The organism is Romboutsia hominis (assembly GCF_900002575.1).
Lineage (GTDB): Bacteria > Bacillota > Clostridia > Peptostreptococcales > Peptostreptococcaceae > Romboutsia_C > Romboutsia_C hominis.
Genome location: NZ_LN650648.1, coordinates 1,196,083 through 1,211,215, shown reverse-complemented (window position 1 = coordinate 1,211,215; position 15,133 = coordinate 1,196,083). Strand labels below are relative to the sequence as shown.

Here is a 15,133-nt window from a genome sequence, read left to right as displayed (position 1 = left end):
TTATTTACCTCCTGTTGTTATACTAAAATCAGTATTAGTTGAATGTATAAGGTAAATATCTTCATCTATTTTTTTATAACTACATCCTTTAGTTTTTATTATCTCTTTATCACTTCTAAGTATATAATAATCATTCTTTGAAGTATCTTTTGAATATCCTTTTATATTATTTTTTTCATAAGAAAATACACTTTTAGTTTTTAGATAAGTGTCTAAGGATTCTACACCTTGAGATATAGTATCAGCCTCTAACCATCTAAAGTCTTTATAAACTATCTCCATAATTTTTTCAAAGTCCTTTTTAAGTTCTTCCCAGCTCATACCATGATTTCTTTCTGGATCTAATATGTCATCTGGATGTATAAAGTGAGAAAATACTCCATTTATAGTTATGCCATTGTATATCATCCACTTTTCAAATTCTTCAAAATCATAACCTGAACTATATCTAGGAAAATTGTATATTCCATCTTTTCCTTTTGAAAACTCTTGTTCATAAGCTAGTTCATCGTTACTTACTACATATAAAGATGCTATAACATTAATACTTGGTATACCTTTTTTTAAGGCTTTTATACCTTCTTCTGTTATAATATTAGATGGTGGTACATATCCCCTTATTATATAGTTTGGGTATATCTCATGTATAAATTTATTTAACGCTCTCTGCGCTTTTAACATTTCATCGTAGCTTTTCCATGGCTTATATCCAAGTTCTTTACCTACTAAGTATTTATTAGTAGTAAGTGGCTGATGATTAAATCCATGTATACCTATTTCTCCGCCAACCTTTAGTAAGTTTCTACCTAAAGTTACTAAATTTTTAGAATATACATCTCCATTAAACTTTTCTATATTATTTGTTACATCTTCGTAATTGTATATTAAAAAACCTGTTGGAACTGCATTATAATTTTCACACATTCTAACAATATCTGGCCACCATATATTAACAAAGAATTTTTCATCATTAACATGATAATATTTATAAATTATATCTGAATTTCCATTAGGCATTGGAGCTGGGAAATCATCTATATCTAAAACCTTAGAGTTTATAATAGGATATATAAACTCATCTCCAGTTCTATAAAGTATACCAGTTAATATACCTCGATTAGACTTTTCACCTAAAAACTGTCCATTTGAAAATATTACTTTACCACTACCTAACTCTTCCTCCCAAAGTAGAGGTATATTATTATCAGCACTTATATGAACCTTAACACCTTTTTTTAACTTAACATCTAAAGAGCTATTTTCTGTATCTTCAGTTCTTTTAAGGCCCTTACCTTTTATAAGTATATTAGATTTAACATACATATTCTCTGCTTCTATTAGCTCATTAATACTTTCTATTCCTAATTCACTTGAATATCTTTTTATATTATCACTAATCAATGGCCTTTGTGCAAATATTAAGTTTCCTCCTGATTTAGCATAATTTATAAGTTCATCTAAGTAACTAAACTCTTGTAATCTTTCAGAATTTATTATAACTGCTTTATATCCATTTATATCACCATTAAAATTTTTAATATTTTCATTTACTATAGACTTATCCATAGATTTTATAATCTCATTAAAATTTCCTTCAACCTTTTTAGATTCTTCACTCTCATCACTTAGTAGTAAAAACTTTTCAGTGTATTTCTTACTAGCACTTTCATATTTTTTTGATGTGTATACTTTTTTATCTAAGCTTGTGGTTTTTGTATTTTGAATTTTATCAAATATATAGTTATTTTTCATAAGAGATATTAAAAAACCTAAAACTAAAATTATAGATGTAAAAGTTATTATAAATCTTTTTCTAAACACTATTATCACCTTCTATCCAAAATCTTAGTATGTCTAATCCTTCTTTGTCTAATTTAATATCAGATTCTCTTAATGACTTTATAACTTTTTCAAAATTTTTTTTATCGTTAAGTGTATAGTAAACTTCTAATAAAAACATATATGGTTTATAACTTTGTACAAATTTTTTCATATACTTATAAGAATATATTATAGCTTTATCATAGTTTTTAATATCTATATATATTTTTATAAGCTCATTTAAGTAATTTTCATCATCTTCTATGTCTCTTATATAGTTTTCTAATGCTAATTTATAGCTATAAGTTAACCTCGTTCTTTCTTTTTTGTCTATTAAATTACTATCTATACATTCTTTGAGCGCTTTTATATACTCTTTGCTCACCTCTTTATTCTTAGAGTTTTTATAATACTCAACTTCCATATCTTGTATAGCAACAGTAAGCTTACTTTTAAGCTGCGTTATAGCCGTTGCTGCATAGTGTGACGTCTCACTATCTTCATCTTTAAGCGCTTTTAATAAAAATTCTAAGTATTTATATGAATCTTCTTTTAGCATTTCTATAACTAGATTTCTTTTTATACTATGGTCATTTAAATTTAGTGCATCTTCTATTGGTATTAAATCTTTTTTATTTTTAAGCTCTGCTTCTCTAATAAGCAAACTTATATTTCTATCATACTCATTTTCTTTATCTATCAAATACTGTCCATTGTCACTTTTAATAAAAAATTTAAATAAATAAATAAACAATATATATATAATACCTAAAAAAGGAATAGCTATAATTAGTAAGAAATTGGTGTAAGCATTTTTTACTCTAAAAATTTTCATAAGTAGTAGTATAAATAGACCTATTAAAAAATTAATGACATATATTTTAATCATCTTCATCTACTCCATCTACTATTTTTACTGTTAGATTTTTACCTATCAATCTGCTTACTACTACACTACTTTCTTCTTTATTAGTATTATTAAGTATTATGTATACATGATTATTACATACTCCAGCTAAATCAGTACTTCTTATGCACTTAGATATTTCTTTAGATAAATAGTTAATATCATTTAACATATTAACTTTTAAAAGTGTATAGTCTGATTTCTTCTCTTTCTTAGATATTTCACATACTTTTAAGGCACTTTTTAGATACTCTTTTCTTAAAAAGATAGTTTCGTCTATATATCTTTGCTTTATAGTTGCTTCTTCGTAATTATAAGCTTTTATTATAGATGTCTCAATTAAACTTACTATAACTTTAAATAGATTTTGATAGTATAAATTCATCTTCGAAAACTTAATTTTATCTACCATTATAATACTTATTATTTTATTGTCTTTTACTATTGGTGCTACCATAGAAGGTAACTTTGGATTTAAGTTTTTATTTATATATATTTCTTTATTTAATAGTTTATCTTTAGCTTCGTATAAATCATTTATTTTGATACTTTTTAGTGGGTTAAAACCCTTATTATTAGACTTTACATTAAGCCTTAAGTAATCATTATTTAAAGTATATATAGATATATTATTATTTTCTAAAAACTCTTCCATAATATCTATAGATGATCTTAGTATATATTGAGGCTTTAAGCTATCTAGCTCTTTTACATAAGAATATATCTTACCAAAACTATCCTTAGAGCTTATAACTTTTTCTTCTAGCTCTCTTTTTTCTTCGTATGTTGAGTTGTATATATCTTCTAAAAATTCATATTTACTATCTTTTTCTTCATTTATTCTTTTTAATTCTTTTATTTGATTGTTTTTAAAGTCACTAGCATATCCTATATATATTCCTAGCAATACATACATTAACATTTGAACTAAGGATTGACTAAGTACAAATATTGATATAATAGATATTCCCTGTGATAATTGGTTTAATATTAATAATAAACAAGATAATATAGATGCTATTACAGATTGCTTCATTCCATGCATCATACCTATTACAATTATATATATAATTTTTAAGTCTATTATAGTAAATATTGAATTATTCTTAGATAAAAATGAAGATATAAAGCATACAATCAAAAACATACCTATGTTTTCTACATAGGGCTTAGTTACTTTTATAAATTCATTTTGTTTTTTATCTTTTTTAATTGCTTTTATTTTTTCAGTACTATTAGATTCGTTTATATACTTATTGTATATAGTTATTATCTCTTTACCTAAACTAAATTTTATATAAAAGTTAGTATCTTCTTTAAATTCCTTAAATCCTTTAGTATTTATTTTTTCTAATGTATAGCTATCTTTATTTTTTATAGTACTTAATACTAAATTATATATGTCTTTATCGCTAGCTAATTCATACCCACAAATATAATACTCTTTATTTTTATTATATTTAGATAATAAATATACAGCCTCTGCCACATCTAAATAGTGAATATATCCATTTTTTAATCTATTATCATAATTCTTATTTTTATTATCTACTACATCTTTAATTATGTTTAATACTATATCTTCTTTTTCTTTTAAATTTACTTCACCATATACTCTATCTATGTATAAAATAGACATATTTATATCATATAATCTTTTAAATTCTCTAAAAATATTCTCACAAAGTATATGTTCTTTACTTTTATTCTTTAAATTTACCATTATAATTTGAGAAGTTTCATAAGTTTTAGATAACTCTAAAATATTTAATAATATACTACTTTCAATATTATGATTTATATATATAACTTTATCAAAGTGTGTATTTTTAAATATATAATCATATTTATAATTTAATGAATCTAGTTTATAATTTTTATAATATGGTTCTCTTAATTCATCATCACTTAAAATAAACACTTTGCTTCCCTCTTTATAAAATCTATGAGCTATTGATTTTATTAGAGAATCAACCCTTCCTACAATAAGTATTTTCATCTTACACCACCTTTTTATAAATATTACTTTCATCATAATATTTTAGCACTTTTAGTCGATTTTTTGTGTAGATTAATCTATTTGTCATATATTTCAATAAAAGATTAAATATTTCAAATTATATATCTAATGAAAAAATTATAATTTTCTTTCTATTAAAAAAAGTAGCTAATATTAGCTACTTTTCATCTTTATCACTTTCTTTTTCTAATGCATATTCTTCTAACTCAGCTTTTAATATATCTTCTCCTTCATCATTTAATATCTTATAACTTCTTAATTCTTTGTATAAGACTATTATAGTAAGTATAGTAGATATTAAATCTGCTAAAGCTTGAGATAACCATACTCCATTAAGTCCTAAAAATTGTGGGAGTATTAATATAAATGGTATTAAAAGTATTACTTGTCTAAGTAAACTTAAGAGCATAGCAATTTTAGCCTTACCTATAGACTGTATAAAGTTACTTCCAGTTATTGATATACCAACGATTGGCATCATAAACAAATAGATTCTAATTCCTTGTATGGATATTTTCATAAGCTCTTCATCTTTATTGAATAATCCAATAAAAAATTTTGGATACATTTGTATAAAAAATGTACCTATAAACAATATAATTGTTGCTACGCTTAAAGACATTAAATATGCTTTTTTGACTCTATTATATTTTTTAGCTCCATAGTTGTATCCAATTATAGGTTGTGCACCTTGGTTAAGTCCAAATATAGGCATTAAAAATATCATAGCTATAGAAGAAATTGTTGTCATTGCACCAATAGCTAAGTCTCCGCCATAAGTTCTTAGTGCATTATTAGATATAACTTGAACTAAGCTTGCAGCTAACTGCATAAAAAATGGCGACATACCTATAGCAAATGTGCTAATTACTAAATCTTTTCTTAATATTAAATTATTTTTCCTAATTTTTAAATTAGATTTTTTAGATAGATAATACAAAATGGTAAGTATCGCTGTTACACATTGCGCTATTATAGTAGCTAGAGCCGCTCCTTGTATTCCTAAATTAAAAATAAATATAAATAAATAATCTAAACTTGCATTTAATATACACCCTAAAATCATAATTCCTGATGATATCCTAGGATTTCCGTCTGCTCTTATAGAATGATACAGAGAAAAAGAAAGTAAGTTAACTACACTTCCTACAAGTATTATATCTATATAAGTTTTTGCATATATTAAAGTATTTTCACTAGCACCAAATAGTATAAGAATATCTTCACTAAATATAATACCTATTATAGTTAATATAATACCTATTATTAAGGATAATGTTACTGCATTTCCTAGCAGTACTTCTGCTTCATAATTTTTCTTTTGGCCAAGTTTGATAGATATGTTAGTAGTTGTCCCAATACCTATTAACATTCCAAATGCAAGTATTATGGTAGCTATTGGCATAGTTATTCCAAGGCCTGTTATAGCAAGTGGTCCAACTCCAGGAATTTTTCCTATAAACATTCTATCTATTACATTATATAAGGCATTAACAAGCATTCCTATAATTGCTGGTACTGAATACTTAAATAATAAAGAATTGACATGTTTTACTCCTAGTTCAGTTTGTGAATGCATTTAGACTCTCCTTTTATAATTTTCTTTATATTAATATAGATTCTAAATTTTAATATATATTTATAGTTATTGTTCTACTATTTCTTATAAACTATTTGTGACAAGTTTTGTGATACTTAAAAGTTTTTAATCTATATTCCATTATTTATAATATGACTTAAAATTTTTTTAAATAACTTCTGTTTAAATTTTTCATTAAAATTTTATTTCATTTTAATTATGCCTATTTATATCACTTTTATAAATTATACAATTTTTTATATATAAAAAATTCGCTTCGCTCATGTCGCCAACGACTTAGTCCGTTGCTCAAAATGTCTTTTTTACGCTCTGCAAACACTTAAACCTCAATAGTTATCCACAGTTTTTTAAGTATCATAATTTCCTTGAGCGTAAAAAAGGCTATCTTTTAAAGATAGCCTTACTTACTATTTATTGCTAAAATGTCTTTTTAATAATCCTAAAAATGCTTTACCATGTCTTGCTTCGTCCTTACACATTTCATGAACTGTATCATGTATTGCATCTAAGCCTAATTGCTTTGCTTTTTTTGCAAGTTTTAATTTTCCATCTGTCGCACCATATTCAGCCTCAACCCTTGCTTCTAGGTTAGACTTAGTATCTGCAACAACAACTTCTCCTAAAAGTTCAGCAAATTTTGCTGCATGTTCAGCTTCTTCATAAGCTATTCTTAAATAAGCTTCTGCAATTTCTGGATATCCCTCTCTATCTGCTTGGCGGCTCATTGCTATATACATTCCAACTTCAGTACATTCTCCAACAAAATTAGCTCTAAGCCCCTCTAGTATTTCTTCATCTATCCCCTTAGCTATACCTATTCTATGTTCATCAGCCCATATTAATTTACTATTCATTTCTTCAAACTTTTCACTTCCTACATTACATACTGGACAAGATATAGGCAAGTTTTCACCTTCATAAACATAACCACAAACTGTGCATACAAATTTTCTCATAACAACAATACCTCCAAAATTTTTAATTTATCTTAATTTTTAGTTAATTTTAATTATTGCATTTTTTATATACTTGTATTTTTTATATACCCTTGCTTTTTATTATATAAACAATATATATCATCCAAATTTTATTTTTTATAATATTTAGAAATATAGTTATATTTCTAAATATTATAAAAAAAACGCAACATTAGTACTATAATTAGTTTTCTTACTATATTATACATTTTTTTTTGCATTTTATAAGTAAAATTACAATATTTAGAAAATTTTTTTATTTTTTTAATTTTAAATAAATTAACCGTATATTTTTTTGTATACTTAATTAAATTTTAAGATGAAAAAATATTTTAATTTCATGCAAAAAACCAGTAAAAAATAATTACTGGTTTTTTATTTTATATATGCTTTTAGCTACTAATTCTTCTCGTTCTTTTTGATTGTTATTATCTAAATATACTCTATAAGTATTTACATATATTTTTTCTTCTTCATGTTTTTCATCAGTCCTTATATATAACTTCTCTCTATCTTTATCACATCCATATATTTTAGTTGTTATAGCTCCATTTTTTATTATATTTTTTATATAAACTGGATGACTATATGGATTTTTAAACTTAAAATCTATATAACCGTAGGATACTGCTGCATCTTTTCCTCTAGGTGCATATCTAGATGGATAAGTATGATTGTGTACTTCTACTATTTCCATATTAGATATAAGAGCTGCATTATATATTGTAGTTGAAACTTGACAAACTCCTCCACCTTCTCCGTTTACATATTTACCTCCTACTATAACTTTTGCACTTTTATATCCATTAGACCAAGTTCTAGGTCCTGTAGCTGAATTATATGAAAAAGTTTCATTTGGCATTATAACTATATCACTTGTACTCTTTCCTGCTATATATATATTGTTTCCTCTTGAACTTTTATCATTAAAGCTAGTACTATATTGGCCTAATATAGCATTAATACTTTTTACATCTGATGTATTAATTTTGGGCTTTATTACTTTAACAGGAAGATATATATCTTTTATTTCTTTTTCTTTTATCATTTCATATATTTTTTCTTTTAACTTAGAAACATCTACTTCTAACCCATCTTTTGACTCAGTTGTTTTTATTTGTGAACTTTCACTTATACTTACAGTAGCATCTATCTCACTTTTATCTATTTCTTCTTTTATAGATTCTATTATTTCACTAAGCTTAGCTTCATCATATGATGCTTTTAGCTTTATTTTATGTTGTTTTTTTATAGCTAAATCAAATATTCTTCTTAAGTTTAATAAATTATCCTCAGTTCTTGTATAATCTTTTGCTAATTTTACTGCTTTATCTACATTATAATTTAATTTTATTATATCTTTATTTATTACCCATGTTTTTTGATTGTATCTTATATTTATATTTTTAGGATGATAATATTTATTTATTTTATCTTCTGCTTGCCTTGTAGTTAAGTCTTCTACATTAATATCTTCTATATATATATTTTTAAATATTTTAGGATCTTTTATAATTTCATTTTTTTTCATACCTAAATTAAAAAGTGATATTATAACTAGTATAAGTACAATAGTTATTTTGTTTATTTTAGTAGTCATATTTTTCTCCTTAATTTGTTGTCTTTATTATTTTCTCCTCTTAAATATTTTATATTCCTATATATAGCAATGATTTCAAATTGATTCAACTTTAATTTCAATTTTGAAATTTGAATTATTATGGTATTTTTGAAATTTCATTTAATATTTAAATTTTTTTATAAAAAAATATAATTTTTAATATACTTTTTTAAGTATTATGTTATAATAAATTATCAATGAATATTAAATTGAAATCCATCTAATAATATTTGTATTTTTAAAATAAGAAAAGAGGTAAGCTTAGCCTCGTATGTAGAGAAATCTGCATATGGTACAACCTGAATTGCAGGTAATTCCTAAAGCCTAAGTGCCACAACGTAAAAGCGAATAGCTTTAAGCGTGAAGGAACGAAAGTAGAAAGAAGTCTTAGGATGGTATATGGTTAAACCCTAAGTACCAAAACAATGGATGTTCTTGCAGGGAAGTCCCGAATAGGGAAACCTTCAACGACTAGAGATTTATCTCGTACACTATAAGCGATTGATAGTGGAAGTAGGTTGCCCCTAACGAGTAATGTCGAGGGTGAAGAAATAGTCTGCTCTCATATGAAAGTATGAGAAGTTTTTTAAGAAACTGCATAAGCCTAGCGAACTTGTGTGAACAAATGGTGTCTATTATGATAAAAAGAGTAAAGTTATCTAAATTTAATGGAGAACTATGTGAAAACTTATATGCTGATGTATGTTATATAACAGCAACTAACTTTAATGATGTTACTAATTTATACAATAGGGTGAGTGATGCTCTAGATAATAAAAATTGGTTAAAGTCTCGTGATGAGCTTTATTTGATGGATGTTTTAGATAAAGGTGGATTTATAATTGGTTGTTATGTTGAAGAAACTTTAGTTGCTTCAGCTCTTTGTGAAGCTCCTAGTGGAGATTATTTAGATTATCTTTACGAGCTAGGGCTAGATGATTTAGATATTAATTCTAGCTATGTATCTGGATATGTGATGGTAGACCCTGTTTATCGAGGAAATGCTCTTCACAGAACACTTATGGAAACTAGAATAGAAGAATCTTTACTTAGAGGTAAAGACTTTATAATAACTGCTATAGCTACAGAAAATATTTTTAGCTTAAATACAGTTTTAAAACTTGGATTTGAAATACAATTTGAGAGAGAAAATGAATACGGTATAAAAAGAAATATACTTACAAAAAGATTAGTAGAACTTTCTGAAGAAGAATTTACTGCATAGTACTATTTTATGTACTTATCTTGAAGGCATCTTTATGCAACCTAGTTATAACACTTGGCTATATAAAGATGCCTTTTATTTATCTTAATTTAAAAATTATTTGAGTATTTTAAGTGATAAATGTATATCCTAACTTTATAACTTTTTATTTATGTATATTTAGGTAATAAATGGTATAATAGTTATAATTCTAATCATTTTCAAATATATATGGAGGTATATATGAATATTTTAAAATACTTATTAATTTTCATACCTATAAGCTTTGTAGGTGAATTTATGCATTTCCCACCTACTCTTATGTTTATTTTGGCTGCTTTATCGATAATACCACTTGCTGGTCTTATGGGTGAAGCAACTGAAGAAATTTCTTTTTATACAGGTCCTAAAATAGGAGGTTTTTTAAATGCGACCTTTGGAAATGCAACAGAACTTATAATTTCATTCTTTGCTTTAAAAGCTGGCTTATTTGATGTTGTAAAATCTTCTATTGCTGGCTCAGTTATAGGAAATATATTATTAGTTTTAGGAGCTAGCATGCTATTTGGTGGTATAAAGCATAAAAATCAAACCTTTAATAAAAAGGTTGTAGAAGTATCATCTAGTATGCTTTTATTTGCAGTTATAGGACTTTGTATTCCTGCTGTTTTTACACATACTATTGATCCTTCCCTTTTAAATACTAAATATGAAGGTCTTAGCGTGGTAGTTGCAATAATTATGTTTACTATATATATATTAAGTTTAGTTTTCTCATTCTTTACTCATAAAGATATATATTCTATAAACCATAGTGATGATGAAGGTAGCGCTAAATGGACATTAAAAAAATCTATTATAGTGCTTGCTCTAGCTACTATATTTATAGCTATTGAAAGTGAATTTTTAGTTAGTGGTATAGATTCTTTAACTAAAACTCTTGGACTTAGTGAATTCTTTGTTGGTATAATTCTTATACCTATTATAGGAAATGCAGCAGAACATTCTACAGCTATTGTTATGGCTATGAAAGATAAAATGGATGTATCAGTTGAAATTGCAATTGGCTCAAGTTTACAAATAATATTATTTGTTGCTCCAGTTTTAATATTTTTAAGCTTACTATTTACTCCTATGAGCATAGTATTTAACCCTTTTGAATTAGTGTCTCTTATTTTTGCAGTTCTTATTGTTAATAGAGTTGCTAGCGATGGAGAAAGCAATTGGCTAGAAGGGGTCCAATTACTTTCTGTGTACTTTATAATAGCAGCAGGCTTTTTCATATTATAAAGTAGTATGATTGTATTAAAATATAAAAGCACCTAAGTAAGTTTTTAGCTACATAGGTGCTTTTATATTTTAATTTATTTCTATTGATTTTTTTAAGTCAATATCATTTTCAAAATTTTCAATTCTATGAGCATTGGAGAAATCTTTTTCATTTTTTATAATTTCTTTATTTTTATATCCATAATCTTTTTTATTATATTTACCTAAATATCCTCCATTTATTATTGTATATAAAGGGTCTCCTTTGACTATATAGTTTTCTATAAATTTATCATAATTTATAAAAAAATCACTACTTCTCCATTTTTTATCATTAATATCTATAAATCCATCTGATTCTATTGATTTATCAAAAAACTCAATTAATTCTTTTTTATCTTTAATTTTTTCATCTGTTTCTGAGAGTATATCTACATAAGCTGATATATAATATCCTACTAAGCTTTTTTTGAGTATTAAGGGTCCATATTCACCTTTTATATGGTTAGGGTTCATATTATTAGCAGCATTAAAAGTTATTCCTTTTATATTTTTATAACCATTGTTGTAAAGTTCATATATAGCGTATTGAGTTAAAAGGCCTCCTAGTGAATGACCTGTTATATATATTTTATCTTCTTTATTTATAAGTGGAGTAAGAAATTCTATACAAGCATTTCTTTGAGGATGAGGCATAAATTGCGTTAAGAAATTACCTAACCAATCCTTATAATCTTTACTAGCTTGATAAGCTATTATCAAAGCATCTCCATTTTTTAAAGCTATAGCAGAAAAACCTTTAGTATGTCCTGTAGTTCTTATTATAGTAAAATCACTTAAAAGATCATAATTTTTTCCAAATACTTCTTTTACTGTTTTTCCTACTTTCATTTTTTCTATACCTTCATAACTTAACTTACAGCTTTCAAGTAACATCTCACCATTTACTTTTACATTTTTATTTCTAAATCGCGGAGTTATAAATTTATCATTTAATTTTGGATTAGTTTTATATTTTAATTCATATTCATTACTTTTACCATCATTATCAAAATCTTCATCTTTATCTTCTACCCCATTATTATCACTATCTTTTTTATTTGGATTAAGATTTAGTTCAATTTCAATCTTATCATTTAATCCATCTTCATCACTATCTTTTTTATATTTATTACTCCCTATTATTTCTTCAAGCGCATCTGTTATTCCATCATTATCACTGTCAATTCTCCATAAAATATTGTCTTCATCTAATAAATTTTCTAACATTTCTTTATTATTTTTGTTTGTTTTTAATTGCCCATTACCGTAAACTACCGTGCTAATAATAAAAAATAAAATTAAAGTTGCACAAAATATTCTTTTTATCATAGTTTATCACCTATTTTTTATATAATATTATTTTGTTAATATTTTATGCTATTTGTAATTTTTTATATAATAACATTTCCCTACATGTAAAAAGTAGCTGAAAAATCAAAAAATTCTTCAACTACTTTTTAATTTATAGCTTTATAATTTTATTATCACTAATACTTCCACTAACTTTACTTTCATAAGCATATCTAATACCTAGATTTTCAACAAATGATTTTATCCATAATTCTCTAAGATTATATAGATATTCTAAATCTCCTTTACCTAGTTCATAATTAGATTTGTGTATATCTTTATTTTCTTGATATTTTATATATTCTTCATTTTTTTCTATTACAGAGCTTGCTCTATCACAAGGCATACCAGCTAATATATAATTATTTAAAGAAACATATACATTTTCTGGTGTATCTATTTTATTAGATTCATTTTTTGCACATTCTATAGCTTGTTGAGTATATGCATTTTTTGTAAGTTCTACACTATCTTCTCCATATATCTCTTTATATTTAGTCACTATATATGCAGTTCTACTTTCAACTTCTTTTATTCTTTCTTGTAACCACCCATGTATATTATCTACATCTATTAATTCTTCTAATGGCTTATTTACTAAATATTTTCCATATAAAGTAACTGCTTCTTCTTGTATTTTTAATGCATCTTTTTGATATCTATCTGCGTGTAATCTTACTATATGTTCTTCTAAATCTTGACTTAATTTTACTTTATTAAATAACCAAGTGTGTATTGGTGCTAAAAATCTACTCATATTTTGTCTCCTTTATTAATTAAGATATTGTTTTTAAGTTTTATTTAACTTTATTTAGTAATCTGTTCATTAATTTTAAAATTAATACTATCAATTTATGTATTTATTATATTGCATTATATACCACCCAATCCGTAACATAAGTTACTGTTTTTTCTATTTTTTAAGAGTATCATATTAAATATACTAAATATCAAAAGGAGTAATAAAAATGCAAGATAAAAATAAAACATTAGAAAAACAATTATGTAATTTTACTATAGAGTATACTTCTATTAGATTAAAAGAGCTTGTACAAAAAGCTAAAGAAAATGAAGTGGATTTTAACGACAATCTATTAAAAGATCTAACAGAAATAACATTCTCTTATAATTTTTTCAATGAGGTTGAAGAACTTGAATTAGATTTTCCTCTTCATAATAAGGTAGAAAATCTTTTAAATGCTCTAAAAACAATAAAAGAGTTAAATAACCTTACTGATAAAGAATGTTACTTAGGTCAAATTTATAATACATATTCTAATTATTGCGATAAGTGCAAAAATGTAGATGATTATTTAAAAAGAGATGAACTAAAAAAATATCTATTAACTAATATTTTAAGTTTCAATGATATAGATCCTTCATCTATTGTAAATAGTAAAATTGAGTCAGTAATTGATTTATGGATTTCAACATTAAGTGATTTTAATTGCAAAAATGAAAATGGAGTTTCTTCAAAATTTCAAGAACAATTAGGTAAACTTTAGGTAGTATGTATATTTTTTTATTTACAATTATAATTTTATTTGTAAATAGTAAAATTTACATAACTAAAAAAGAGATTAAAGTTAAATATAGTATCATAGATATAGGATATTAAGTGTATTATATACTTGTCCTATATCTTTTTTATATAATATAATACAAAATTAAAAAATCCAATAGTTTGTCTATTGGATTTTTTAGTATTACCATATATGTATAATAAATTAAATATAATATTTATTCAATGGTTATTGCACCTACAGGGCAATTTTCCATTGCATCATTAGCTGATTCTATTTCATTTTCAGGGATATCAGTTGTTACTGGTACAGATTTTCCTTCATCATCCATGCTAAATACATCTGGACATATACCTACACAACCTTCACATCCTATACATGTATCTCTATCTACAAATGCTTTCATTTTATATCTCCTATTATATATTCTAGCTTTTAAAATATTATTGTAACAAGAATTGAACTAAGCTCTTTTGCTATTACATTATGTTCTACCCTTGCATCAAATGGTAAAAAGTCTCCTGGATTTAAAACGAATTTTTCTCCTGTCTTAAATTCAATATCAACACTTCCACTTATAACTTGAACAGTAGCATATCCATTATGAGTATGGTTTGGTAAACCTTTACCTTCCTCAAATTTAAAAAGTATATTTTTGAATTTTTCGTTTTGAACTAATATTTCTCTATTTGTTTCTATATTATTTAAGTTTGTAGCAATTAGTTTCATTTTATCCATCTCCTTTTTTATAGGAAACTTTTTGTATTAAGTAATATTAATTATATAAGTAGTAACTTAT

At 24.9% G+C, this 15,133-nt stretch carries 13 protein-coding genes; 3 read left to right on the top strand and 10 right to left on the bottom strand.

What is annotated here, in order from left to right:
• The 6 genes from FRIFI_RS05785 to FRIFI_RS05760 all read right to left on the bottom strand — a co-directional run bounded on the left by FRIFI_RS05785 (position 1) and on the right by FRIFI_RS05760 (position 8,925).
• On the bottom strand, positions 1–1,821 hold the full coding sequence (locus FRIFI_RS05785) for a DUF2194 domain-containing protein (protein ID WP_166505282.1): 1,821 nt from the start codon (positions 1,819–1,821) through the stop codon (positions 1–3).
• Entirely contained in the window at positions 1,814–2,524 is a 711-nt protein-coding gene (locus tag FRIFI_RS05780; RefSeq protein WP_166505281.1) for a hypothetical protein, read from the bottom strand. The genes FRIFI_RS05785 and FRIFI_RS05780 overlap by 8 nt, the downstream gene beginning before the upstream one ends.
• Before the next feature lie 178 nt (positions 2,525–2,702).
• Positions 2,703–4,727 (bottom strand): NAD(P)-dependent oxidoreductase, encoded by a 2,025-nt coding sequence (locus FRIFI_RS05775; protein WP_166505280.1) that lies wholly within the window; start codon positions 4,725–4,727, stop codon positions 2,703–2,705.
• Between the two features lie 178 nt (positions 4,728–4,905).
• Entirely contained in the window at positions 4,906–6,327 is a 1,422-nt protein-coding gene (locus tag FRIFI_RS05770; protein WP_166505279.1) for an MATE family efflux transporter, read from the bottom strand.
• Between the two features lie 428 nt (positions 6,328–6,755).
• Positions 6,756–7,304, bottom strand: a complete 549-nt coding sequence (locus tag FRIFI_RS05765; RefSeq protein ID WP_092926186.1) for a ferritin family protein — start codon at positions 7,302–7,304, stop codon at positions 6,756–6,758.
• 385 nt (positions 7,305–7,689) lie between these two features.
• Positions 7,690–8,925 carry a VanW family protein gene (locus tag FRIFI_RS05760; RefSeq protein ID WP_092926188.1) on the bottom strand — a complete coding sequence of 412 codons (1,236 nt, stop codon included), beginning with the start codon at positions 8,923–8,925 and terminating at the stop codon, positions 7,690–7,692.
• 658 nt (positions 8,926–9,583) lie between these two features.
• Between FRIFI_RS05760 and FRIFI_RS05755 the strand changes: the two genes are divergently transcribed.
• Complete coding sequence (locus tag FRIFI_RS05755; protein WP_092926190.1) at positions 9,584–10,171, top strand: GNAT family protein; 588 nt, start codon at positions 9,584–9,586, stop codon at positions 10,169–10,171.
• A 222-nt stretch (positions 10,172–10,393) separates the two neighbouring features.
• Positions 10,394–11,440 carry a calcium/proton exchanger gene (gene cax, locus FRIFI_RS05750; protein ID WP_092926192.1) on the top strand — a complete coding sequence of 349 codons (1,047 nt, stop codon included), beginning with the start codon at positions 10,394–10,396 and terminating at the stop codon, positions 11,438–11,440.
• A gap of 69 nt (positions 11,441–11,509) precedes the next feature.
• On the opposite strand, the gene FRIFI_RS05745 is transcribed toward cax, so the two are convergent.
• Together FRIFI_RS05745 and FRIFI_RS05740 are read right to left on the bottom strand one after the other, a co-directional pair.
• Positions 11,510–12,790 (bottom strand): Tle-like phospholipase domain-containing protein, encoded by a 1,281-nt coding sequence (locus FRIFI_RS05745; RefSeq protein ID WP_166505278.1) that lies wholly within the window; start codon positions 12,788–12,790, stop codon positions 11,510–11,512.
• A gap of 133 nt (positions 12,791–12,923) precedes the next feature.
• Entirely contained in the window at positions 12,924–13,568 is a 645-nt protein-coding gene (locus FRIFI_RS05740) for a hypothetical protein (RefSeq protein WP_092926196.1), read from the bottom strand.
• A 211-nt stretch (positions 13,569–13,779) separates the two neighbouring features.
• On the opposite strand from FRIFI_RS05740, the gene FRIFI_RS05735 reads away from it, so the two are divergent.
• Complete coding sequence (locus tag FRIFI_RS05735) at positions 13,780–14,316, top strand: hypothetical protein (protein WP_166505277.1); 537 nt, start codon at positions 13,780–13,782, stop codon at positions 14,314–14,316.
• Positions 14,317–14,551: 235 nt separating this feature from the next.
• Here FRIFI_RS05735 and FRIFI_RS05730 read toward each other — a convergent pair whose 3' ends face one another.
• Both FRIFI_RS05730 and FRIFI_RS05725 read right to left on the bottom strand, forming a co-directional pair.
• Complete coding sequence (locus FRIFI_RS05730; RefSeq protein ID WP_092926200.1) at positions 14,552–14,740, bottom strand: ferredoxin; 189 nt, start codon at positions 14,738–14,740, stop codon at positions 14,552–14,554.
• A gap of 29 nt (positions 14,741–14,769) precedes the next feature.
• Positions 14,770–15,063, bottom strand: a complete 294-nt coding sequence (locus FRIFI_RS05725; RefSeq protein WP_166505276.1) for a cupin domain-containing protein — start codon at positions 15,061–15,063, stop codon at positions 14,770–14,772.
• Positions 15,064–15,133: the final 70 nt, after the last annotated feature.

Coding starts and splice junctions, on each gene's coding strand:
- FRIFI_RS05775 (WP_166505280.1), bottom strand. CDS start 4,727: ATGAAAATACTTATTGTAGGAAGGGTTGATTCTCTAATAAAATCAATA.
- FRIFI_RS05770 (WP_166505279.1), bottom strand. CDS start 6,327: ATGCATTCACAAACTGAACTAGGAGTAAAACATGTCAATTCTTTATTA.
- FRIFI_RS05765 (WP_092926186.1), bottom strand. CDS start 7,304: ATGAGAAAATTTGTATGCACAGTTTGTGGTTATGTTTATGAAGGTGAA.
- FRIFI_RS05760 (WP_092926188.1), bottom strand. CDS start 8,925: ATGACTACTAAAATAAACAAAATAACTATTGTACTTATACTAGTTATA.
- FRIFI_RS05755 (WP_092926190.1), top strand. CDS start 9,584: ATGATAAAAAGAGTAAAGTTATCTAAATTTAATGGAGAACTATGTGAA.
- cax (WP_092926192.1), top strand. CDS start 10,394: ATGAATATTTTAAAATACTTATTAATTTTCATACCTATAAGCTTTGTA.
- FRIFI_RS05745 (WP_166505278.1), bottom strand. CDS start 12,790: ATGATAAAAAGAATATTTTGTGCAACTTTAATTTTATTTTTTATTATT.
- FRIFI_RS05740 (WP_092926196.1), bottom strand. CDS start 13,568: ATGAGTAGATTTTTAGCACCAATACACACTTGGTTATTTAATAAAGTA.
- FRIFI_RS05735 (WP_166505277.1), top strand. CDS start 13,780: ATGCAAGATAAAAATAAAACATTAGAAAAACAATTATGTAATTTTACT.
- FRIFI_RS05730 (WP_092926200.1), bottom strand. CDS start 14,740: ATGAAAGCATTTGTAGATAGAGATACATGTATAGGATGTGAAGGTTGT.
- FRIFI_RS05725 (WP_166505276.1), bottom strand. CDS start 15,063: ATGAAACTAATTGCTACAAACTTAAATAATATAGAAACAAATAGAGAA.